The sequence below is a fragment of the Delftia sp. K82 genome, from assembly GCF_002193035.1.
GTDB lineage: Bacteria > Pseudomonadota > Gammaproteobacteria > Burkholderiales > Burkholderiaceae_C > Comamonas > Comamonas acidovorans.
On sequence record NZ_MYFL01000001.1, the window covers coordinates 2,617,151 to 2,638,384 of the forward strand.

Annotated in this window: 30 protein-coding genes and 1 tRNA gene; 15 read left to right on the plus strand and 16 right to left on the minus strand. The window is 62.9% G+C overall.

Features of this window, described 5'->3' with window-relative positions; genetic code table 11:
• Nucleotide 1: 1 nt before the first annotated feature.
• The 11 genes from KDK82_RS11505 to KDK82_RS11550 all read right to left on the minus strand — a co-directional run bounded on the left by KDK82_RS11505 (nucleotide 2) and on the right by KDK82_RS11550 (nucleotide 9,918).
• The gene (locus tag KDK82_RS11505) at nucleotides 2–1,597 is read right to left on the minus strand and encodes a terminase (protein WP_088164938.1); all 1,596 of its coding nucleotides are present in this window, start codon (nucleotides 1,595–1,597) and stop codon (nucleotides 2–4) included.
• On the minus strand, nucleotides 1,594–2,574 hold the full coding sequence (locus KDK82_RS11510) for a terminase small subunit (RefSeq protein ID WP_179217889.1): 981 nt from the start codon (nucleotides 2,572–2,574) through the stop codon (nucleotides 1,594–1,596). The genes KDK82_RS11505 and KDK82_RS11510 overlap by 4 nt, the downstream gene beginning before the upstream one ends.
• Before the next feature lie 39 nt (nucleotides 2,575–2,613).
• Entirely contained in the window at nucleotides 2,614–3,942 is a 1,329-nt protein-coding gene (locus KDK82_RS32025; protein ID WP_143343456.1) for a hypothetical protein, read from the minus strand.
• A 62-nt stretch (nucleotides 3,943–4,004) separates the two neighbouring features.
• Complete coding sequence (locus KDK82_RS11515) at nucleotides 4,005–4,238, minus strand: hypothetical protein (protein WP_088164940.1); 234 nt, start codon at nucleotides 4,236–4,238, stop codon at nucleotides 4,005–4,007.
• A gap of 904 nt (nucleotides 4,239–5,142) precedes the next feature.
• Nucleotides 5,143–5,439 carry a hypothetical protein gene (locus tag KDK82_RS11520; protein ID WP_143343457.1) on the minus strand — a complete coding sequence of 99 codons (297 nt, stop codon included), beginning with the start codon at nucleotides 5,437–5,439 and terminating at the stop codon, nucleotides 5,143–5,145.
• A 180-nt stretch (nucleotides 5,440–5,619) separates the two neighbouring features.
• The gene (locus KDK82_RS11525) at nucleotides 5,620–7,053 is read right to left on the minus strand and encodes a replicative DNA helicase (protein ID WP_256974456.1); all 1,434 of its coding nucleotides are present in this window, start codon (nucleotides 7,051–7,053) and stop codon (nucleotides 5,620–5,622) included.
• On the minus strand, nucleotides 7,053–7,742 hold the full coding sequence (locus tag KDK82_RS11530; RefSeq protein ID WP_179217890.1) for an ATP-binding protein: 690 nt from the start codon (nucleotides 7,740–7,742) through the stop codon (nucleotides 7,053–7,055). The genes KDK82_RS11525 and KDK82_RS11530 overlap by 1 nt, the downstream gene beginning before the upstream one ends.
• On the minus strand, nucleotides 7,720–8,730 hold the full coding sequence (locus KDK82_RS11535; protein ID WP_179217891.1) for a DUF1376 domain-containing protein: 1,011 nt from the start codon (nucleotides 8,728–8,730) through the stop codon (nucleotides 7,720–7,722). The genes KDK82_RS11530 and KDK82_RS11535 overlap by 23 nt, the downstream gene beginning before the upstream one ends.
• A gap of 56 nt (nucleotides 8,731–8,786) precedes the next feature.
• Entirely contained in the window at nucleotides 8,787–9,185 is a 399-nt protein-coding gene (locus KDK82_RS11540; RefSeq protein ID WP_088164944.1) for a hypothetical protein, read from the minus strand.
• Entirely contained in the window at nucleotides 9,182–9,541 is a 360-nt protein-coding gene (locus KDK82_RS11545; RefSeq protein ID WP_143343458.1) for a hypothetical protein, read from the minus strand. Before KDK82_RS11545 ends, KDK82_RS11540 begins: the two co-directional genes overlap by 4 nt.
• Nucleotides 9,538–9,918 carry a hypothetical protein gene (locus tag KDK82_RS11550; RefSeq protein ID WP_088164946.1) on the minus strand — a complete coding sequence of 127 codons (381 nt, stop codon included), beginning with the start codon at nucleotides 9,916–9,918 and terminating at the stop codon, nucleotides 9,538–9,540. Before KDK82_RS11550 ends, KDK82_RS11545 begins: the two co-directional genes overlap by 4 nt.
• 81 nt (nucleotides 9,919–9,999) lie before the next feature.
• Between KDK82_RS11550 and KDK82_RS32030 the strand changes: the two genes are divergently transcribed.
• From KDK82_RS32030 to KDK82_RS11590, 7 genes are all read left to right on the plus strand, one after another.
• The gene (locus tag KDK82_RS32030; protein WP_143343459.1) at nucleotides 10,000–10,242 is read left to right on the plus strand and encodes a hypothetical protein; all 243 of its coding nucleotides are present in this window, start codon (nucleotides 10,000–10,002) and stop codon (nucleotides 10,240–10,242) included.
• Nucleotides 10,243–10,581: 339 nt separating this feature from the next.
• On the plus strand, nucleotides 10,582–11,274 hold the full coding sequence (locus KDK82_RS11565; RefSeq protein ID WP_088164949.1) for a S24 family peptidase: 693 nt from the start codon (nucleotides 10,582–10,584) through the stop codon (nucleotides 11,272–11,274).
• A gap of 14 nt (nucleotides 11,275–11,288) precedes the next feature.
• Nucleotides 11,289–11,690, plus strand: a complete 402-nt coding sequence (locus tag KDK82_RS33440) for a nucleotidyltransferase domain-containing protein (protein ID WP_088164950.1) — start codon at nucleotides 11,289–11,291, stop codon at nucleotides 11,688–11,690.
• A gap of 298 nt (nucleotides 11,691–11,988) precedes the next feature.
• Nucleotides 11,989–12,459: a hypothetical protein gene (locus KDK82_RS11575; RefSeq protein WP_088164951.1), complete on the plus strand. Its 471-nt coding sequence runs from the start codon at nucleotides 11,989–11,991 to the stop codon at nucleotides 12,457–12,459.
• Nucleotides 12,456–12,641: a hypothetical protein gene (locus KDK82_RS11580; RefSeq protein ID WP_088164952.1), complete on the plus strand. Its 186-nt coding sequence runs from the start codon at nucleotides 12,456–12,458 to the stop codon at nucleotides 12,639–12,641. The genes KDK82_RS11575 and KDK82_RS11580 overlap by 4 nt, the downstream gene beginning before the upstream one ends.
• A 15-nt stretch (nucleotides 12,642–12,656) precedes the next feature.
• The gene (locus KDK82_RS11585) at nucleotides 12,657–13,175 is read left to right on the plus strand and encodes a hypothetical protein (RefSeq protein ID WP_088164953.1); all 519 of its coding nucleotides are present in this window, start codon (nucleotides 12,657–12,659) and stop codon (nucleotides 13,173–13,175) included.
• Nucleotides 13,176–13,184: 9 nt separating this feature from the next.
• Complete coding sequence (locus tag KDK82_RS11590) at nucleotides 13,185–13,946, plus strand: hypothetical protein (protein ID WP_088164954.1); 762 nt, start codon at nucleotides 13,185–13,187, stop codon at nucleotides 13,944–13,946.
• Nucleotides 13,947–14,085: 139 nt separating this feature from the next.
• On the opposite strand, the gene KDK82_RS11595 is transcribed toward KDK82_RS11590, so the two are convergent.
• Complete coding sequence (locus KDK82_RS11595) at nucleotides 14,086–14,577, minus strand: Arc family DNA-binding protein (RefSeq protein WP_179217892.1); 492 nt, start codon at nucleotides 14,575–14,577, stop codon at nucleotides 14,086–14,088.
• Between the two features lie 39 nt (nucleotides 14,578–14,616).
• Between KDK82_RS11595 and KDK82_RS11600 the strand changes: the two genes are divergently transcribed.
• The 8 genes from KDK82_RS11600 (at nucleotide 14,617) to KDK82_RS11635 (ending at nucleotide 18,851) form a co-directional block, all read left to right on the plus strand.
• Nucleotides 14,617–14,799: an Arc family DNA-binding protein gene (locus KDK82_RS11600; RefSeq protein WP_088164956.1), complete on the plus strand. Its 183-nt coding sequence runs from the start codon at nucleotides 14,617–14,619 to the stop codon at nucleotides 14,797–14,799.
• Between the two features lie 111 nt (nucleotides 14,800–14,910).
• Entirely contained in the window at nucleotides 14,911–15,720 is an 810-nt protein-coding gene (locus tag KDK82_RS11605) for a hypothetical protein (RefSeq protein WP_088164957.1), read from the plus strand.
• Nucleotides 15,717–16,427, plus strand: a complete 711-nt coding sequence (locus KDK82_RS11610; RefSeq protein ID WP_143343460.1) for a hypothetical protein — start codon at nucleotides 15,717–15,719, stop codon at nucleotides 16,425–16,427. Before KDK82_RS11605 ends, KDK82_RS11610 begins: the two co-directional genes overlap by 4 nt.
• Nucleotides 16,420–17,124 carry a hypothetical protein gene (locus tag KDK82_RS11615; protein ID WP_088164959.1) on the plus strand — a complete coding sequence of 235 codons (705 nt, stop codon included), beginning with the start codon at nucleotides 16,420–16,422 and terminating at the stop codon, nucleotides 17,122–17,124. The genes KDK82_RS11610 and KDK82_RS11615 overlap by 8 nt, the downstream gene beginning before the upstream one ends.
• The gene (locus KDK82_RS11620) at nucleotides 17,121–17,321 is read left to right on the plus strand and encodes a hypothetical protein (RefSeq protein ID WP_088164960.1); all 201 of its coding nucleotides are present in this window, start codon (nucleotides 17,121–17,123) and stop codon (nucleotides 17,319–17,321) included. Before KDK82_RS11615 ends, KDK82_RS11620 begins: the two co-directional genes overlap by 4 nt.
• Entirely contained in the window at nucleotides 17,318–17,581 is a 264-nt protein-coding gene (locus tag KDK82_RS11625; protein WP_088164961.1) for a hypothetical protein, read from the plus strand. Before KDK82_RS11620 ends, KDK82_RS11625 begins: the two co-directional genes overlap by 4 nt.
• A complete protein-coding gene (locus tag KDK82_RS11630; protein ID WP_088164962.1) occupies nucleotides 17,578–17,814 on the plus strand; it encodes a hypothetical protein in 237 nt (78 codons plus the stop codon). Before KDK82_RS11625 ends, KDK82_RS11630 begins: the two co-directional genes overlap by 4 nt.
• Nucleotides 17,814–18,851, plus strand: a complete 1,038-nt coding sequence (locus tag KDK82_RS11635; RefSeq protein ID WP_088164963.1) for a tyrosine-type recombinase/integrase — start codon at nucleotides 17,814–17,816, stop codon at nucleotides 18,849–18,851. The genes KDK82_RS11630 and KDK82_RS11635 overlap by 1 nt, the downstream gene beginning before the upstream one ends.
• A 72-nt stretch (nucleotides 18,852–18,923) precedes the next feature.
• Here the strand turns inward: KDK82_RS11635 and KDK82_RS11640 are convergent.
• The 4 genes from KDK82_RS11640 to pal form a co-directional block, all read right to left on the minus strand.
• A tRNA-Lys gene (locus tag KDK82_RS11640) sits at nucleotides 18,924–18,999 on the minus strand.
• A 68-nt stretch (nucleotides 19,000–19,067) separates the two neighbouring features.
• Entirely contained in the window at nucleotides 19,068–19,895 is an 828-nt protein-coding gene (locus tag KDK82_RS11645) for a ThiF family adenylyltransferase (protein WP_088164964.1), read from the minus strand.
• On the minus strand, nucleotides 19,895–20,677 hold the full coding sequence (gene ybgF, locus KDK82_RS11650) for a tol-pal system protein YbgF (RefSeq protein ID WP_012205234.1): 783 nt from the start codon (nucleotides 20,675–20,677) through the stop codon (nucleotides 19,895–19,897). The genes KDK82_RS11645 and ybgF overlap by 1 nt, the downstream gene beginning before the upstream one ends.
• Complete coding sequence (gene pal, locus KDK82_RS11655) at nucleotides 20,677–21,219, minus strand: peptidoglycan-associated lipoprotein Pal (protein ID WP_013802696.1); 543 nt, start codon at nucleotides 21,217–21,219, stop codon at nucleotides 20,677–20,679. Before pal ends, ybgF begins: the two co-directional genes overlap by 1 nt.
• Between the last annotated feature and the right edge of the window lie 15 nt (nucleotides 21,220–21,234).

A 21,234-nucleotide genomic window follows, 5' to 3' on the forward strand; every position in this document is an offset into this window, starting at 1 on the left:
GTCATGCTGCTGATTGGTCCCAGCCACCTCGGCTGCCGCGCGCCAGGGCACGCACGCGGTCCTGCAGGTTCTGGCGCGGGCCATGGCCAGGGATCAGGGGGATGGGTGCCGGCAGATCGTCAACGAATGTCATGGCCACGCTGTCGCCCTTGTCGGGGGAGCGGCCCAGCACATCGCGGATTTCGTCCTTGCTGTTGATCTGGATGGCCGTGCCCTTGCCCATGGTCACGACCTTGAACCGGGGTGCGGCCAAGTCGCCCTCCAGCTCGGGGTCTGGAGGCAGCGCGATGGGCTGAGGGCCGTGCGGGTCCAAGGCCTCCCGCAGGCGCCAGTACATCTCGGCCCGCTTGTTCCGGAAGTGCAGCTGGCCGGCCTTGTCCATGTGCTCGCTGGCGTTGGATGCGACCACAGGATGGATGTGCAGGCCCAGGCCCACCAGGAAGTCGTAGGCGCTGGAGCCGCAGCCGATGCTGTCCACCGCGATGGGCGCGCCGTCGCGGACCAGTGGCGTGACGAAGCCGGCCGCCGTGGGACCATCGACCGTCACCACGCCAGGCGCAGTCACCAGGCGGTCAAACCAGCGATCGTGGCGCCGCGCCGCCGAGGACTTGTCGATCCCGCCGCGCGACGGGTCGAACCCCATGGCCGTCATCGGTCCCTTCTTCTCGGGCTCCTTCCAGCGCGCCATGGCGGCCTTGATCCACTCTGTAGGGATCAGCTGCCACACCGGGTCGGCCGCGCCGGCACTGAAGTCACCGCGCAGCATCTGGGAGCGAAGAGGCTCCGGCAGGGCCTGCAGGGTGGCCTTGTAGCCGGTGACCATGTAGAAGAGGTTGTCGTCAATGCGCGACGGAATGAAGGTTCTGCTGAGCGGCTGAGTCATCTCGCCGTTCACAAGCACGGGCTCGGGGCCTGGCACCTCCTGGTCCTCACCCTTGTCGTTGGAGATGAACCAGCGCAGCTCGCCGGGCTTGGCGGGGTTCGGGTGGCGCGGGTCAAGCCACGGCGCCCAGAAGCGCTTCACCCATTCGCCCTCCGGCCCCGTCGGCGGGTTGCCGGCGCAGACGATGCGCTGGCGCACCTTCGGGTTGTCCGTACGCATCCATGCATTGAGCGTCCGGAACTGCGTCTCCGTGAAGTGGCAGATCTCGTCGTAGGCCTTGAGATCATGGGCGCGGCCCTGGTACTTCTCCCAGTCCTCGGGGTCGTTCACACCGCCCAACTCGAGCAGGCGGTCGCCAGGCAAGCGCCAGAGCTTGTCCTGACTGTTGAAGCCGTCGCGCGAGCCCAGGATCTTGGACATGCGCTGCACCAAGCCCTTCAGCTGGACGCCTTGCCGCCGGAAGATGATGCTGTGCTCCTGCGCGGTCAGGGCCAGGCCCAGCAGCAGGTCACTCTTGCCGCCGCCGGCCGCGCCTCCGTAGAAGAGGATGTCGGCCTGGCAGTTGTAGGCCAAGGTCTGCGGGCCGGGCTGGGGCACCCAGATGCCCGGGTCAGCCTCGCGCAGGAACACGTCCAGTTGCGCGCGCTGGGCCTCGGGCAGCAGCTTCAGGCGGCGCAGGATCTCCGCCGAGGTGGGGATGGCCGGTGCCGTCATTCGGGCAGCCCTCCGCCCAGCACCAGGCCCAGCGTGGACATCAGCTCAGGGTTGGCGGCCAGGACACGCTGCATGCGCATCGCTCGCTCGGCGTCCGACATGTCGCGCAGCGAGAGCGGATCGGAGCGCTGGTAGTTGTCCCGGGCGTATAGGCCCAGGTTCTTGGCCAGCTTCTCCCAGGCCTCCAGCTGCGAGTGCATCTGGATCTCCACGCCGTACTTGGTCTGCTTGGCGCCGGCATAGAGGGCTGCCGCGCGCTGGCTCAGGTGGCGCGTGTCCTTCAGCACGGTGCGCGGCTCGCCGTCACCGCCGCAGCTGGGGCACGCAGGATGGGGCAGCAGGTGCGGGCTGTACCCTGCCCCGCCCTGGATGTCGAAGTCGTCGGCCTGCTTGCCTGCAGCGGCCCAGCGCTGGCGGTCGTCAGCCATCTCCAGCTCGGTGCGCTGGAACCGATGGCCCTGGCCGTGGCAGCACCTGCAGCAGCCGACACGCACCTCGATCAGTTCCCGGGGGTCAGCGGTGGCGATCAGGGCCAGCTGCCGCACCACATGCTCGGCCTTGAGGTCCAGCTTGTCCTGCAGCTTCTTCTGGCCTGCCTGGATCGCATCCTGGACGTGAGGTCTCCTCAGGAGGTCCGATGCCTGGACGGTAGCAGTGTGGGCGCTGTAGCCCGCCCGGATGGCCGCCTGCGTCCCATTGGGGTCGATCAGGTACTCGCGAACGAAGCGCTGCTGGCGCGGATCGAGCTTGGCGATCTCCTTGGGCGTGGCGCCAGGCTTGTCCGGCCGGGTCCAGCCATTGGCCCGGGCCCGCTTGCCAATGGCGGAGTGCGTCAGTCCATGGGCTTCAGCGATCTCCCGCAGAGACTGGTTCGTGGTGCGGTAGACGCGCTCGATCTCCGTCCAGTCGGTGCTGGGCGGTGCTGTGCCCTCCGCATTGGGAGAGCTTGAAGATGGGGGGATAGCTGGGGTTTCCACAGCCAGGATGGTTCCTGGTCTGCGGGGAAACTGGAAACCCTACACGGGGGAGGCTGCGCGTAGGCGCTGCTCTATTGCCTTTGGAAGATCCGCCAGCTTCGACACCACCTGGGCTCCGCCAACTCCAACGTGCTTTTGGATATGAGGAGCCATGTATCGGTCAGCGCGAAACAGGTCCACGTAGGGAGCGTAGACCGCATGCATAGCATCAGGGAACTGGCTATCGCTGGGAAGCGCTTTTCTGGACCCAGAGACGTTGTCCCATACAGACGAATAAATGGAGCTGATCATTGCGGTTAGTCCGGGGCAGCGCCTAGTGACATCTTCAATATCAAACTCACCACTCCAACCAGGAAAGAGCTGTTTAGCGACACCAGTCGCAACGTCAACAATTCCTTTATCCAAAAGCTTGTTCCATCTCTCACGCGAAAGCGGAGAATCCTCCAACAAATGCTCAAGACTTCTTATTTCCTCAGCGAGACCAACTAAACCTCTGAATTTCTCGCCAATTTCCCTGCCTGGTTTACGAACCATCGCAACAAGCGGATGCGCTAGCTCCTCTTTATTTGCAAACCACCGCATCAGCCAGCAAGGGTCACGCAGAGCGTCTCGAAAGGCATTAGTTGCCTCTTCCTTCGTGGCCTCTCCAAAACAATAGCGCGACAGCACTTCTGCGTGCCATGCCTGCATCGGATACTGCTCTGTAACGCTTGATATATAGACGCTGGCATTCATTTCCCGAATCGCCTTTAGGACGTCAGGCTTCAAGCCCCCACCCTTCAAAACCTTCCTCTGTGCAGCCCGTCGCTGTTCGCGTGTTAGGCCTCGAGCTGCTGCCTCCTCATTAACTGCCTCTTTTGCCAATTCAGCCAATGGAGTCGGCTCCGGGAAGTCTACAGCGGGGAACCAGTCCCCATCCTTGCAAATAGCTTCTACCTTCGCACTATTTCCTTCCACTAGATTTCTCACCTCATCGTTCACAACATCGTGATTAAATCTTAATGCATGCCTCTTGCATATAGCAGTTAAAAAGTCTCCTCTTCGTATGGCATGCTGAATAGCAGCCGGTTCGGAGGGGGAAGCTTCACTGACAATCAAACTAGAAAAATAGAAAGAAACGCCCCCACTTTCAGCGTATGCCTTCAGCTTTTCTTTTATATTCTTCAAATCTTCAGATAAAACCGGATTTGACAATGTAGAGTAATCTTGACTATCCAAATAAACTGAAATCAATTCTATCTCCCATGTGTGGCGCACACATGGTAAGCGATTCGCTTCGAACTCTTTCCACAAAGCCCCGGGGCTGAGCAAACTCCTAACCTGATCCCCTCCCCCATCTTGCACATTGAGCGGGACGAGCAAGGTCAATGGATTGGCAAACAACTGAGCACAAAACTGTGCTCAGTTCGGCCATCTGGTCAGTTCAGGGCCTACCGCTCCAGCGATGTCCCCGGTTCCTCAAGAGAGGGAGGCAGCTGGCAGCCGATCTCGACGCCGTTGGACGCCTTGAAAGGGAAGAGCTCCATCAGGCCTCGGGGGTTCGCCTCGAACATCTCCCCGAAAGCCTGCTGGAGGCGCGGCTGGATCAGTGCATCGCTGTGAAAAATTCCAGACACCGAGAAAGTCAGGGCCTGGGCGGCCAGTGCCTTTTCGATGTCGCACATGGTTCGAGTGCTATTTTCTTGAGTCGCGTTTGTCATAAATATCACCTATTAGATGGCCCGCCAATGATTCCGATTGCAGCTACTGCGGGCCAGAGCATGCCGCAGGGAAAATTCCTTCTACTCTTGCGCGCGCGCTTGCTTGTAAAGCTGAGTTGCTTTTGCTGGATCTATGCCTGTTATCCGGCGATTGTGACGTTCCATAGTCACACCAGACTTTGTGCGCCCGGTTCGTCGAGCTACTTCAGCATCAGATATCTTTCCAAGAAGCGCGATTTCCTCCGGCGTCCATGGTTTCCGCTGTCTGCCTCCCGGGGGTCTACTTGAAAATATTTCGCCCTTGCACTCCCTCGCAGGGGGAATTCCCCGTTTGCGCCTGGCGTTTGCCACCGCTTCTGGGTTCACCCCTACTGCGGCAGCAATCTCTGCATCAATGAGCACACCCAATTGATGCACAACACCATCTATCCATCGTTCGGCCCTATGTATGGGAATACCTCTGAACTGACGTGCAGCCCTTACCTGCTCTACCTCTCGGCCGATCAGTTGCGCAACCTCCTTATCCGGAGCTGTGCCTAGCATGGCCACCTCTCCTGCGTCCCAGGCTCTATGCGTTACAAAACTGGGAATCCCAAGCATTTGCCTCTTGGTAGATACAGTTGCTTGGCTCACTCCAATTTCATCAGCCAGAGATTTGTCACTCATTTTCCCCATTTTTGAGATCACAGAAGGAGACCAAAGACTTTCTGGCAGTTTGTGTATTCGCCATGGCTCTATACCTCTGCGCTTTCGCTCCAAATATACGGTATCTCGGCAAATACCAAGCCTATCGGCTATTGCGTAATCAGAAATAGTTCCAAGCAATGCAATATTTTCTTCGGACCATTTATATACTCGCGACATACTTTTAGGCCTCCCCCAAGTCCCGCTTCAACTTTCTCAAGTCGCGCACCACCTCATTCAACAGAACGTTGTAGTCATGGCCCGCTTGAATATTGCTCAGCTGCACAGCATCACCTGCAAGACGATTCGCAAGTGCACGGCGTTCAATGGGGTAGACCCGCGCCACGATCTCACCAATTTCGATGATTGAAGTGCCGTCAGGCAGGTCAGTCACAGAAACTGCCCGGGGCTCGGGCATAGGGGTGACGGGAAGAAACACGCCAGCCCTGACGCGACGCACCGTCCCCTCGATGTTGATCATTCGGCTGACGTGGTCGTCGATGATGGTGGGCCGAAGGCCAGTGAGATCCCGCAACACCTCGCGGGTGACAACTTGCCCCTGCTGGTGGAGCTCCTGGATCGCATCGGAGATGATCTGCCGCGTCGTGCGAGTCTCTTCTGGCGTGGGTTCGGGGGGGCGTGCTGCTGGCTTCTTCGGTGGTCATGGATTCGCCTCCTCTTGGCGGTCTTGCCAGTGCTTGGAAACAGGGGTAGACGGGCCAGCGGCCATGCGGCGCGGCAAGGGCCCGTCCCAATCGGTGATGTGCTGGTGCCGGCCGATGAAGCGCAGCGGCACCAGGCCCTGCGGGCCGTTGCGGTGCGCCACGATCTCCAGCTCGCTGTAGCCCTGCAGCTCGGGCAGGCGCTTGCTCTGCGGGTGCGCCCAGTCCGTGAACAGCAGCGCGATCTGGTCCGCTGCAGCCTCGATGGCGCCCGACTCACGCAGGTGAGACATGTTGGGCCTGCCATAGGTCTCGTCGGCCTTGCGGTTCATCTGGCTCAGCACCACGGCAGCCATGTCCAGGTCCATGGCCAGGTCCTTGATGCCGTTCACGATCAGGTCCAAGTCGCGCGAGCGGTTGTCCTTCTCGGATGCCGCCATGCGCTGGAGGAAGTCCACGAAGATCACGTCCAGGCCGGCCTCGCGCTTGACCTTGAGGGCCTTGCGCCGGATGTCGCCCAGCGTCAGGCTGGTCTGATCGTCGTGGTGCAGGTGCAGCTGCTCCAGGTGGTGGGCAGCAGCCGTAACCGCTGGCCACATGTCCGCGTCCTCGGGATCGGCAGCCAGGATGCGGCTCAGGTCGAAGGCAGCGGCCGCCGCAGTGTGCCGGTGCATCAGCTGCGCAATGGGCATTTCCTGGCTCAGGAACAGCACGCTCTGGCGCTGGGCCAGGTGGCGGGCGATGGCCAGGGCCAGCGCGGTCTTGCCGTGCTTGGGCCGGGCGCCCAGCACCAGGAGCTCACCGCGCCGGAGGCCGCCGTTCAGTAGCCTGTCCAAGCCTCGAATGCCCGTGGCCATGGCTGGGCTGCACCCGTCGCTCAGCTGCTGCAGCAGCACCAGGTACTCGGTCACCGAATCGCTGATGCGCCTGGGGTCGCGTCGGCCCCGGCTGGTGGCCAGCTGGGCCAGCAGCATCTGGGCCTTGTCGATCTCGGTCGCCGCCAGCGCGCCGGGCTCCATGGCCGCGTCCACCATGGCCGTGCCGGCCTGCATCAGTTGCCGCAGGCGGTGCTGGTCCAGGATCTCGTCGGCATAGCGCCGCATGCTGGCCCGGCCCGGCAGGAACTGCGCGAGTTCGGTCAGCTGCGGCAGCGTGGTGTCTGCCGCCTGGCGCCGCAGCTCCTCGAAGACCGACACCGGATCGGTGGGCGCGCCGGCCGTGGCCAGGGCACGGACGGCACAGAACACCTCGCGGTGCATGGGTGCGTAGAACGCCATGGCGTCCAGCTCAGGCAGCGCTGCCCACGCCTCCGGGTCCAGCATCAGGCCGCCCAGGAGCGCGGCTTCCGAGGCCACGCTGGCCGGCATGTGGCGGCCGGTGGCAGGACTGCGCAATTCTGCGCGGTCCTGCTCGTCGGGAGGAAACTCGTCCATCAGCATTCGACGGCGCCCCCACGATGGCTGGGCCAGTTGCACTTCAGCATCTTCGCGCCCTCGCGCAGACGGTCGTAGGAGCGCTCACCCACCGCCGCCTTGATGTCGCCGGGCACCAGGTTGGACAGCAGAACCGTGGGGCGGCTGAGCGCGTAGCGGCGGTCGATCACCTCGAACAGCTGCAGGCGCTCCGCTTCCGTGCCCATGCTGGCTCCCACCTCGTCGATGACCAGCAGCGCGTCGCCGCCGAGGCTTTCGATCAGCTCGCTTTCGGTCTCCGGCCGGTCCCAGGCGCTGGCCTGAAAGCCGCCCTGGCCCCACGTGGCGCGCAGCATGCGCACGATCTGCCGGCTGCTGAGGATGCGGGCACCCATGTCGCGCTCGCGGATGACGTGGTTCACCATGGCGCTGCCCAGATGGGTCTTGCCCGTGCCTGGCGGACCGATCAGCCACAGGCCGCCGCCTGAGCGGAAGTCGTTGTGTTCGGCGAGGTGGCGGCATGCGGCCAAGACCTCGGCCTGGCCGGGATGCATGGGCTGATAGCTGCCAAAGGACGACTCCGCCATACGGCCAACGAGGCCGCTGCGCAGTTGAAACCGGCTCTGGCGGTCGCGCCACTCCGCCTGCTTTTGCTCGCGCATTTGGGCTGCAATGCGCTCTTCGCGCTCACGCTGGAATTGATCCGTCATCGGGGATACCTTGGTCGAAATATTCATGGGTGAAGCCGCTGTGGCGGCCGGCATTGCTTCGGGGCTGGCCATGGCCTCCAGACGGTGCGCGGTCATCGCCAATGCGCTTGGCGTACCAGCTCGCGTTGAAGCCTCGCCATCCCGCTTCACAGCAGACCTCAAGCGCCCGGGTCAGGGTGATGCGGGCCGTCGCGGCCTCTCGGGCAATGCCGTCCAGGGCGGTGTCGGTCAGGGGTGCGCGATGCTTCTTCCGCAAGGCCAGATAGTCCTGCCAGACCTTTTCGGGCACTTCTTCAGGCCGTGTTGCCTCGCCACTGCTGCGCTTGCGGGTTCCGTCGCCAGGAGCCGCGCCATGGCTGGAGTCGCCGGATGGAGGGGCCGTACCGTCAGGTACGGGAGGTATTAACTCTCCCTGTCTCTCTCCCTGTCCCTCTCCCTTATTAGCCATCTCAGTCGCGTCTCTGGTAGACGGTGCGCGAGACGCTTTGGTAGACGGTTGAGCGTCTACATGACCGTCTACATATAGAGCGATGAGACGTACCAGTTCTGCCTTTGTCGGATTGGCGGGAGGCGTCACGCCAGCGTCTCGCAGGCGCGCTGACAGCTCCTTCAATTGCTCTCTCCAACGTTGTTGGCGGATTTTTTTCGAATCGACGCCTTCCATGTGGACCTGCCGGCCGTCCCAGGCCTGGACCGCCAAGTCAGCGATCACGGGGTGATAGAGGCGACCGTCTGAGCACTTCACCCAGCCCCGCATGGCCATGTCGCGCACCTTCTTCCAGTTGCGAGATCCGGACAGTGCCTCGAGCAGGCGCTCATCACTGGGCAAGCTGCCGCCTGGGATCTGGTTCCAGCTCTTGCACCACAAGGCCACGGCGGCCTTGAATTCGTCCCCCGTGCTCAGCAGAAACAGGTCGGAGTCGAGCAGGCGCCCGGTCTCCAGGGGCATCCATGGCAGGCCGCGCAGGTTGCAGTCGGGCGGCGTCATGGGTGGGGGTAGATCTGTGCCCATCGTTTTCGAGCTCCCTTTTCCTAGACCATCCGTCATCCAGCAGTCCTCATGCCCTGGCCGCCGCTGTGCGCCTGCAGGGCTGCCAGCGCCTTCAGAGCCTGGTTCAGCGTGGCCGTGGCGCTGTCGATGGACTCGGCAATGCGCGCCGCCTGGTCCTCGGGCGCCTTGCGGTCAGGCCTGGCATGCAACGTCTCGTCGCAGGCGTACATGAGCGGGTCGTACCGGCCGCAGAACCGCATGGCTGCGATGATCTGGCCGAAGGTCAAGCGCTCGTCCTTTTTGGGGTTCAAGCAGGCCCTCAGCCGAGCATGGGCAGAGGCCAGCTTCATGTGGGGGAACAGATGCATTGCCAACTGCTGGGGGCTCTTCGCGCTGGTGGCGAGCATTTGCGCCAAGGCGTCGTACTCGTCTTGGTAGATGTGGGATGTCATTCGGGTACTCCGGCGTGCTGGAGCAGTGCACGCAGTTGAGGTGCAGCGGCACGCAAGGCCGCCGCTGCGGCAGCGTCTTCGCCGCAGTTCAGGTGGGGACAGAACTTCTGCAGGAGGTAAAGGACTGGCGTGATGTCGCCTGTGAAAGCCACGTAAGCCTCGAAGTCACTGAGCGTGAATCGCCGAGGATCTTTCGGTTTGTTGGCCAGCTTGCGCGACAAGTCGGATGGACTCATGCACATGGCGGCCGCAATCGTTTTCAGGTGCAGCCCGTTTTCATGAGCGCACACACGCACGCAATCCAGCGCAGTGGGAAACCGCTCGGGGAGACGACTTTGTGGCACAGCCCTGCTCATGCCACGGCCCTCATGCTGACCCGGCCAGCGGCGCGCTCGATCCGCTGAGCCAATTCCGTTTGGGCACGAACGGCTTCGATGAACTGCCGCTGCAGCTCCGCAATCTCGTCTCGCGGCTCCACAGGCACCGGTGGCGCATACCCCAGCTCAGCAGTGATGAACTCCATGCCGTCATGGCAACCCTTGCCACGCGCCAGTCGCAGGATCAGCAGGACCTGCTCAGGCGAGAGCTTCGCTGGGCGGTCTTCGTTGAGGCAGTCCAGCAGGGCCCGCTGAGCCGCGTCCGGAGCCTTCTCGGGCCACAGCAGCGCGCCCACCTGTTTGGTGCCGCCGCACGCCTTCACGCAGACCACAAGCGCGTCATTGAACGATTCCATGACTACTCCTTACGAGCCTTTGCGAACTCTTCGTAAGCGTTCGTAAAGACTCCGTTGGGCAAAAAAAAGAGACTGCAGGGCATGAACACAGCACACCAAACACGCGGCCCAGCCGGCCAGGTCTTCCACAGGTCCAGCCACACCAGGCTGTCGGAAAACGTCAACCCATCGACAGGCCGACGCGAGCAGGTCATGACCGTTTCGAAGCTGGAGATGGGATGGGACACAGGAGTCCTGGTGATCAGTTGGCGAGGCAACCGCGTGGTGGTCGACGTGGATGCCGAGCAGCAGCGCGCCCGGCGTCGGCCGCAAGGGCCGTTTTGAACAGGGGCCAGAGCTTCAGGCATGTGTTGGAGCTTGGCTGGTCTGCTGCGAGGTTGGCGAAGCGACTGCCACCGGGGTGTGAGCAGCAACCATGTCCTCCAGAGTTACCTCGCCCCCCGTGAAGTCACGAACCGCCAACATGTACTTGGTCGGAACTCCATCGTTGAGCATCTGGCTGATACGGCAGCGGGACACCTGAAGGTGGGCAGCCAAGGAGGACGCGCGCCCACGCCCGCCCGAGATCCATGTCTTAAGTTTCGTCATAGGCAGCAAGTTTAGCTATCACGAAACGAAAGGTCAAGGCACCGCGAAACCAACAATGTTTATGATTTACGCAACATGAATGACGAACACCGCAAGGAACGGCTGAGGCACCTGATAGCCACTGACTACGGCAAGCAGGTGGACTTCGTCCGCGCTACTGGCTTGAACAAGGCTCGTGTGTCGCAGATGGCCGGCACCAAGGAACCCTTCGGCGAAGAGGCCGCTCGTCGTCTCGCGGCTGAGTTGCGCCTACCTGCAGACTGGTTCAACCTTTCTCTCCCGACGCCGAAGGAAAAAAGCAGAGGTTTGCAACTCATTGAATCAGCCCCGCCCGGCGAGCCTATCCCGCGATCATCATTCAGAAAAATATGGGTTGTCGGAAAAGGATCTGGGGGGCTCATGCCTGAAAGGATATGGACTGATAGCGATATCCCCGTGGGCGCAGGAAGCGACTATGCGGAACTTGGAAGCAGTGACCCGGATGCATTTCTATCAGAAGTGATCGGTCAAAGCATGTATCCCAAGTATGAGCATAAAAATTTCGCTTTGATAGAACCAAACACGTCAATCGATCTCGAGGATTGCGTCTTGGTTCGACTGGATAGTGGCGAAACACTTCTCAAGCGCCTCCTTTCCAGAAGAAACGGCAGCATAACTCTTGGCAGCTTTAATGATTCTGGCGTCATCCATATTGAAGATATAGACATAACTTGGATGTACTACGCTGCTCACGAGGTACCTCGAAAAAAGATCAAGAGTCGCTTCTAGCCTAGCACTTCAAAATGCTATACCCCCAGGAGTTCAATTCCTTGATATCGGAATGGGCGTCTGCTGACTTGACGATCAAGAGGGCGTGGATCTTTGGGAGTTATTCAAGAGGAGAGGCGCGCCCAGACAGTGATTTGGATGTTGCTGTTGAAATTGATCCAGCAGCGCCACGTCCATGGAGCATGTTCAACTATTGGATTCGCAATGGTGATCAAATGCAGAATATGCTCAGAAAATTATTTTCTGAGAAATATCCGAGATTAGTCGTTAATCTGGAGCTCTATCACCGGAACTGGGGAAAAATACCCTACGCTGCAATTTGTCGTAGTGGTCTCTCACCTGTATATAAGCGGCCTCGATTTGTGCATCTCCCTGATACTCGGCTGGCAGAACGCCGCCGACAATTGGGATTGTGAAACAGCGGCGCCAATTATTACGTTCGACACACACGCCTATGCGCTGCTCCAAGCGCATAGCCTTCACCAGTACACGCACCTCCCCCTGACTGTGTGTCCCGGAGTCTTCCTGAGTTGACATACCCACTCCTTCTGCCCGCTGCATGCGCTCTTCCCGCATCCACGAGCCAGGAGCCTGCAACCCAGCTCCGACCGGGCTACGTATAGTTTAAGAAAAAAGTTTCGCCTACGCTTGACTTTATGTTTCGACTAAACGAAACTTCGTTCCAACGCCTCTCAGTCGAGGCAAGGAGCGAAGATGAGCAACCCCAACCGCGCCGCCCTGCTAGGGGCAGCACCCGAAGCGCACCGCCGCCAGTGCCTACTGGCGATCGATGCAATTGAAAGCCGCCGCTGGCCCAGCGCAGCCGCCCTGCTCAGGGCTGAGGCAACCGTGGCCCAGGAATGGGCTGATCAAGCCCGCATCCTGGCCACCTGGTGCGAGGCCGAGGGCGAAAGCGGCCGCGCGCATTCCACCGTACCCATGGCGCTGGAATGCCATGCCACGGCAGACCTGCTGGGCCCTGCTGGAGCCCCCACCCTCGAATCCCTGGAAGCTGGCCTGCTGGCCCTGGCGCACGGCCTGGGCCGCGAGCACGCCGCCCGCGTCCGCCGCGCCATGAACGGCGTGCTGCAGGCTGCCCACGTCCCCGCTGCTCTGCCGCCCCAAGCCGCCGCGCTCGGCGCCGCGCTGGACAGCAGCAGCCTCGAACAGGCGGACCTGTCATGAGCCGCCAATCAATCCGCTGCCTCTGGCGCCTGATGGTCATGCGCCGCAGCACTGGCGCAGGCCACATCGCGGCGCTGCGCTGGGCTGCCGGCCTGCTGTGGCGCAACCACCTGACCAGCCAGCGTCGAAAGCACTTGGACCGCCGCACCGACGTTGAGCGCGCCGCCCGTCAACGTCTCTAACTCCCAGGAGCTGCAATGCCCGAAGCAAAGCTCAACGTGGCCGCCTGCCCCGGCCACCCCACCCTGCTCACTTCCTTCACAGCCGACGGCCCTGTCATGGCGCTGGACCTGGCCACCGTGCCGCGTGAGATCTTGGAGCGCATCACCGCCCGCGCCTTGAACGTGGAATGCGAATGGCAGAACGGCGCGATCACGGCCGAATACCTGGGCGGCAAGGCCGCGCTGGAATGCCTCACCATCGCCGCGAACGCGCTGGACCAGCACTTTCTGCCGCTGGTCCCTCGCGCCCGCGATCTGGCTCCTCACGGCACAGCCTTCGAGGCCGAGGGCCAGATCTTTCCGATCATCCGCTGCGGCGAGGTGGTCTGGATCGCCCAGGCTGACCTGTCGCCCCTCGAGCTGGCTGCGGTCCGCTCCTGGTTGCGGTTCAACGTGGCCGCTGCCACCGAGAAGTCCGTCGTTTTCCAACTGCGCCTGGAGCAGTTCGAGCGGGAAATCCCCGCCCATCGCTGCCTGCACCCCACTCAGATTTGAAATCCGACCATGACCAAAAAGCCCATGTTCAAGCCGCATCCCGATGGCCAGCAATACCTCATCAACCTCGCCGGCTGCGTGCTGATCGCTGGCGACGCCATATTCGGAAACCCCGCCGAGACCACGCCCCAGGGGCGCACCAACGCCATGCAGTTGGTCGAGCGCGTTCTTCAAGAGGCCGAGCAGCGCGGCTTTAAGCACACGTCCACCGTTTGGGCGCTGATGCGTCGCAACACGCCGAATCCGCGCCTGGCCAATCTGGTGCAGGAGGCGACAGGACTGCTGCCCAACGAAGTTCACACGCAGATCATGCGAGAGGCGATGGGCACAGCGGATCAGGCATCTGACGCGCGTCCTCTGGTGACGGCCCTCAAGCACCCAGGCCAGCATGAGCCTGAGACGAATCCGAACTTCCGCCGCCCCGGGCCCAGCGGCATCGACCCCCGCTTCATCGAAGCCGGCCAGAAGCTGCGCCACATCCGCGAGACGGAGGGCAACGAGGCGATCCACAAGCCGGAGCATGCAGCTCTGTACCGGCAATTCATGAAGTATGCGCCCGAGGAGTTTCAAGCCGAGATGGTCGCCATGGCGAAGAAGATGAACCTGATGCCTGAGCCGACGCATGTCGGCGCCGATGGCCAGGCCGTTTTCTCAGCCCAGCAGATCGCGGACAAGCACGGCGTGTGTGTAGAGGAGGTGGAGCGTTTCATCGCTCAATCGGGCATCGGACCCGGCGACCTCTACGACGGTCCAGTATTCCCGCTGCAGTGAGGCAACCATGGCGATTTCCACCACGGTCCAAGCCGGCGTATTACGTCGGATTGGGGTTACCCGAAATCATCGGGGAAGCTGGGCCGCGCGGGCCGGCGACGAAATTCGTCGGCGCCTGGGCCGGTGTGAACCACAGCGGTCATCCCGGAGAAGAAAAATCGTGATTGGATATTGCGGAAACCAGCGCGCGAAGGTCAGCATTCAGATGCGCATCTGCCCGCTGGGCGTACTCCGATATCAGCCGGTTCAAGACCTCACCAGCATCGGCGCTAGCTCCCTGCAGAGCTGCCTTCAAACCAGGAATCACTTCGGCCGCGTCATATCCTGGCTCCTCCAGCAGCACGCCCAGAGCTTGCCCGATGGCGACGTAGCACTGGGCAACTCGTTGCCGAAGCTCCCATATTTGATGAGCCTGATCAACTATGACAGCTGGCCCGGCCCCCTCTTCGGTCGAGCTCTGCAAACGATGCAGAAGCTCTGCGTGAAGGCTTCTGCCGCTGGCGTCTGCAGCAGCCTGGATGCGCGCCTTCAACTCGTCGGGCATGCGCAGCGGGTAGGAGGGGGCTTGGTGTCTATCTGTGGCCATTCCCGAATTGTGGACATCAAATCGATTCTTTACAAAGAATCTCATTGACATCCACAAAAATAGAATCTAAATTTCATCCACATCATGTCCAAAACAGACCGTCACCAGCTCCCACCGACCCCCGTGCGGATCCCCCCCGACCTCAAGACCCTGCTGCAGGCTGAGGCCGCAGCGAATGACCGCAGCCTGAACGGCGAGATCCTGGCGCGCCTGCGCTCCACCCTCAAAGGCAGGATCAAAAAACCCACTTCAAAGGAGAACCAGTGACCACCCCCCACCCACCGCCCCGGCCGCAGCAGGCCACAAAAGGCGAAGCCGGCATGCGCTTGGACCCGCAAACCGGCTTCTAGATCCGAACCCTTCCCAGGAAACCGAACCATGAGCGAGATTATCGCGCGCTCCCCTGCGAGCGCAAGGCCGGGCCATGCCCGCAAGAAGGCCACCCCGGTGGCCACGCCGACGCAGCAACCCATGAGCGAGGCAGAAACCCTCTGCCGCAATGCCGCCATAGTGGTCTGCCATCTCGTGGAGATGGCGGGAGGCGCCAAGACCATTTCGTCGCATTGGTGCATCAAGCCGCTTCAAGAGGCTGCGCTGCTTTTCCGGCATGTGTACGACATGGACTTCGAGCCCAGCATCGAAGGAATGCCGGCGGACATCGTGGGCCAGTTGCGCTTTGGCTACACGCTGCTCGACAGCGCAATTGCCCAGGCAGGGGAGCGGGATCCCCGTGCTGTGGGACTGACCGTCCATTGCATGGTGGCCACAGGCCACGCCATGGCACTCACAAAGGCACTGGAGGCGGCCTACACCAGCCAGGACTTGCCGCAGCTGCGGGCGCTTGCGACGATCCAGGGCGCCTCCATGGTGGGCGCTCAAGCCGAGGCCCGACCCGCACAACAGGGCGCTGGCAAGTCGCCTCTCGAAACCATCCGCCTCTTCGCCCTCGATTGCTCCTATGACATCCAGGGTCTGGCGGATGCCGTCACGTTGATGGGCGACGAACTGGACGATGAGGCTGTGAACTTCACACGCATCACTGCCCTGCTGCGCTGCTACGGCACGCGCATCCGGGACCTGAACAGCATCCTGATGAGTTTCATTGACGAAGACGCACTGCGCGTGCTGGACATGAAGCACATGCTGTATCGAGGCGCGAACACTTCGAAGCTGGAGGATCTTCAATGAGCACCGCCGTTGCAAAGGCCCGGGCTCGGGCAACGCCCCGCATCCAGCAGCCGGCCGCTGCGCCCCGCCCCGCTTCCGGGACCACCGACCCCATACGCACGCCTGCCAGCATGCTGGCGACCTTCTTCCGCATAGGTTCTTCCTTGGAGGTCTCCAGCAACTGCTGGCCCGACAAAACTGAGCGATGCGAGCCAGTGAGGCTGCTGCTCACGGCAAAAGATGACATCGAGCACTATGCCGAGAGATTCATCAACGATCTGTCCAGTGCACGCGACTTTGCCTTCGATATCGTGGCCTTGATCAAGGCCGCGCGCCGTGCTCCCGGCCCAGCAGAACCTGCCGAAGCCAAGAAGCTGCTGGACCAGGCCATGGCCGACCTGGCCTGGATCGCGGACATGCCCGTGGCCGAGCTGATGGCAGACGCAGCTGCACCAGCAGCCCAGCAGCAGGACCAGGAAGAACGCCTCAAGCTCGCACGCGGTGCCAACTACCAGATCGAGCGGCTGGCCCAGACCCTGATCCTGCTGGCTGACCAGCTGGACGCTGATGCACAGCCCGTCTTCCATGGAATGGCGGCTCGCATTGCGCAGCTCTCCGGGCTCGTCTACTTCGCAGGCCAGTTGCACGGCGAAGACCCGGCCACCGTGGGCACCCCGCCCCTGCGCGACCTGCAGAGCGTTTTCGAGGGAGGGCTGCGCTGTGGCTGAAGCACGCAAACCCAAGACCAGCGCCCAGGCCCTACTGGGCACGGCGCCGCGCACGCTCAACGGCTCAGCCTGGCTGGAGCAGCACGAAGCGCTGACCCACCACCTGCTGCACATGATGGCGCGCGCCCTGGCCAAGCCGGCCGGCCGCGCCACGGACGGAGCGCTGCAGCCCATTGCCCAGGCATACACGGCGCTGCGCGCGCACGCCAAGCAGGTGGTAGGCGATGCGGCGCCCGTGGTGCTGGCCGCCGACGGCCGCCACGCAATCCCGTTCGAGAAGCTGTCTGAGGCGCGCGCCAAGGTGGCAGTGCTGCAGGCCGAGTTGCAGGCTGCGCACATCGCGCGCGCCCAGGCCCGGGATCTGCTGGCCCTGGTGCAGTCATGCATGGCTCAGGGCACGGCCCCTTCGGCCGAGCTGGCGGCCCGCATCCGGCAGGCCCTGGGCCAGACGACCAGCACCGAACCACATCCTGGCGAGGGCCAGGAGGCCGTGCAGGACTTGGTGCGCGGGCTCGCCAGCCATGAGTTCAACGCCGGCCGGCAGGCCATGCATACCGACATCCTGGCCCTGCTGTCTCGCCGGCTGGGGGAAATGGCGGCCGCTTCGAAGCGTTACCCGCAGACGGCCGGCACGTTGAACCAAGCGGCCGGCGTGCTCAAGGTGGCGCGCAAGCAGATCCAGGAGATTCACCCATGAGCACCCCTTTTGATCACGAGAAGAATTGGAAATCAATCCGGCGTGGCATTTTCGCGTTCTGCGTCTGCATGGTGGTCATATTTGCCACTGACGTGGCTCAGATCGTTTTGGCCGCAAAGGAGCGTGGAAAGAAGGCCGAGGCCGATGGCGCCACCCTGCCGCAGTGCGCCTGCCCCTCTAGGGAGACTGATCAATGACCGGCCGCCGAGCAGAAAACCGCCTCACGCGGGAGGACACCACAGCGCTCTGGCATGCCGTCAAGGCTATGGCGGACATCCTCGAGGCCACCCGCAAGCTGGAGGGCGTATACCCCGAGCATCTCGCTGAAGACGAGGCCCAACTGGCGCGTGCCCGTCGTGCCCTGCGCAAGGCGAACAAGCTGCGCGAAGAGATGGGCCGGCGCCCGAGCACCCGGGCCGAACGCCCCCAGCGCACGATAGGAGGGCCCAAGCCGTGACAGCAGAAGCCATCACCACCAGCCTCTACCTGACCGAAGAGGAGATCGACGGCCTGTGCAAACCCCTGAAACAGCGCTTCGCCCAGCGTCGGTACATCGAGCAGGTGCTGGGCCTCCCGGTGGCCGGCATCCGTCCAGACGGGCTGCCCCTGGTGGGCCGCACCATGGTGGACGAAAAGCTCAACAACAAAAAGCCGTCCGCGTCCGAGCGCGGATTCAAATGGAGTAAGTGATGGGTCGCAGAAGAGAGCGGGCATCAGGTTTCGGCCTGCTGCCCCGCATGGAGGCCAGGCCTCGAAAGAATGGGCTTGTCACCTACCGATACCACCCGGTGGGTGGCAAGCCCATCAACCTGGGCACCGACCGCACGGCAGCCATGCAGGCGGTGCTGGAGATGAACCACGCGCCCAACTCCCAGGGCACGATCCGCGAGCTCTGGGGCCTGTACCAGAAGACCGCGCGCTGGACGGCCTTGGGGGATCGCACCAAGAAGGACTACGAATCCTACAGCGTGAAGCTCATCGAGGTCATGGGCGAGGTGCCTGCCGCCGCGGTGCGCCCTACAGACATCGCCAGGTTCCTGCGCGTGGAGCGTGCAGACGCACCCGTGCGAGGCAATCGAGAGATCGCCCTCCTCTCCAACCTGATGAACGTGGCCATTGAGCGAGGGCTGATCGACGCCAACCCGTGCAAGCAGGTCAAGAAGAACAGCGAGCGGGCCAGAACAGAGGCGCCGGAGCCGGCCGAGCTGCGTGCCTTCCTGGACTGGCTGGAGGCCGGCAGCCCTGCGCGTAAGACCCTGGCCCTGATGGCCGAGTTCGCCGCCCTGGCTGGCTCGCGCCGCGTGGAGTTCCTGGCCCTGCAGGTGCCTCAGATCGACATGCAGGCCGGCGAGATCCGGCTGATGCGCGCCAAGCAGCACGGCGGCACGAAGCGGGCGGAGAACATCGCCATGGGCCCGGCCATGCTGGACCTGGCCAAGAGGCTGCTGCAGCTGCCACGCCCTGAGACATCGCTGCACGTTTTCATCAACCAGCACGGCAGCCCGCTCACGGAATCGGGCTTCACCACGGGCTGGCAGCGGGCGATGGTCGAGGCCTTGGAGACCAAGGTGATCAGCCGGCGCTTCACCTTCCACGACCTGCGGGCGTACTACACGACCCAGCACAAGGCACGGTATGGCGCCCTGCCCGAGCTTCACGCCAGCTCGGCCACCACGGCCCGGGTCTACGACCGCTCGAAGGTCTCGAAACGGCAGTCCCTGGGCTGACCTCTATTCCCAAATTGGGAATAAAACAAAAGCCGCGCTACCTTTACGATAGCGCGGCTTCCGCGTGTTTGTTGGTGGGTCCTGCGAGATTCGAACTCGCGACCAACGGATTAAAAGTCCGCTGCTCTACCGACTGAGCTAAAGACCCGAACCACGCTTTGCATGCATCAGATGCTGCTTAGCGAAGACATAGATTCTAGCACCAAAATTTACGCTTCAATTCTTGATGCGGCTCAGTTGATCGATGACCCAGCCTGCGGCGCACTGGCCGAAGGTGGCGGTGACCGCCACTACCGAGCCGTAGCCGTGGCAGTTGAGCGTGCCGTCGCCTTCGATGGCGCAAGAGGCATCGGGCGGGGCGACGGCCTCGCGGCTGAAGACGCAGGCGATGCCGATGCGCTTGCCTTCCTTGGGTGCGCCGTGTTCGCGGCGCAGGCGGTAGCGCAGTTGTGCCAGCAGCGGGTCGTGCGTGGTGGCGCTGAGGTCGTCGATATCGACCTTGTGAGCCAGGCGCTTGCCGCCCGCTGCACCCACGGCGATGAAGCATTGCCGCGTGGCGCGCGCATGGGCGGCCATGGCGGTCTTGGCCTTGACCTGGTCGCAGGCGTCGATGACGGCGTCGGCGTCCTGGGGCAGCAGGCGCAGCCAGTTGTCCGGGTCAACGAAGTCGTCGATGCAGTGCACGCGGCAGGCGGGGTTGATCTGGGCGATGCGCTCGCGCATGGCTTCGATCTTGGCCTGGCCCACGGTGGTGGAGAGCGCGTGGATCTGGCGGTTGATGTTGGACTCGGCGACATGGTCCATGTCGATCAGAGTGAGCTCACCCACGCCGCTGCGCGCCAGCGCCTCGGCGGTCCAGGAGCCCACGCCGCCGATGCCCACCACGACGACGTGCGCGGCTCGGATGCGCGCGGCGCCCGGCACGCCATACAGGCGCTCCAGGCCGCCGAAGCGGCGCTGCAGGTCGGCATCAGAAAAAACAGCGCCTGCTTCAGGCGCTGTCTTGTCTTCTTCCGGGAGGGATGAAGAGCCCGTGTCGTTCATCACTTGAGGCTGGCGAGACGGTTCTTGGCCGCAGCCGTGGCTTCGGCGTTGGGATAGGCCTTGATCAGGTCTTCCAGCGTCTTGCGCGCGCCCTTGGTGTCCTTCATCTCGATCTGGCAGTTGGCGATGGACAGTGCCGCCTCCGGCGCCCGGCCGTGCATGGGGGCTGCTGCCAGCAGCGCGCGGAAGTTGGTGATCGCGTCCTTGTAGTTGCGATTGGCGTACTGCGCGTTGCCCAGCCAAAAGCGTGCCGAGGGCACATAGCCGCTCTTGGGCCACTGGTTCAGGAAGGACGAGAACGCCGTGCCGGCTTCGGCAAAGCTGCCTGCGCGGAACTGTGCCAGGGCGGCTTCGAAGTCGCGTTTCTCTGCCGGGTCGGCCGCGAATTCCTGGCCGTCCACCGTCACCGTGACGGGCTCGAACTGGCGCAGGCGCTCGTCCACGCCCTTGGCAATGTCGCGCTGGCCGCGCTGCAGCTCGGCCACATCGCGCAGCAGCTGCTCGTTCTGGCCGCGCAGCTTGGCTTGCTCGGACTTGAGCTGCTCGATCTGCGACTGCAGTTCGAGCAGGCCACGGCGCGTTTGCGAGCTTTCCTCGGTCATGCGCTGCTGCGACTGCTGCATGCTGTCGACGCGCTGGCGCATTTCCAGGATGGCGCGGCGCGCCTCGTCATCGCCGAACAGTGCGGCATGGCCGCTGGCGGCGTAGCCGGCCATCAGGCCAGCAGCCAGCAGCGTGCGCAGCGCGGTGCGATGCAGGATCGGGGAGCGCTGCATGTTCATCAACGGTAGGACAGTTCAGCGCGGCGGTTTTGCGCGTAGGCGTCTTCGGAATGGCCTTCGGAGGCAGGCTTTTCCTTGCCATAGCTCACGGCTTCCATTTGCGCGTCGCTGACGCCCAGCAGGCCCAGCGAGCGGCGCACAGCTTCGGCGCGCTTTTGGCCCAGGGCCAGGTTGTATTCGCGGCCGCCGCGCTCGTCGGTGTGTCCTTCGATCTGGACCTTGCGAGCGGAAGATGCCTTCAGGAAGCGTGCGTGGGCTTCGATCTGGGGCTGGGCATCGGCCTTGACGACGTAGCTGTCGAAGTCGAAGTAGACGACGCGGCTGACGCCCTGGGGACCTGCCTTGTCGGCGGCCGAGCCGGTCAGGTCCACGCCCGAGATGCCGCTTTGCGAGGTGCTGCCGGTGCCGGCACCGCTGCCCTGGCCCGTGCTGGTGGCGCCCGCGTCGGTGACCGGGGTTTCGTCAAGCTTGACGCCCGAGCTGCAACCTGCCATGAGTGCGGTGACTGCAAGTGCCAGGGAAAGTCGTTTGATGGTGATCATGAAAAATCTCCGTAT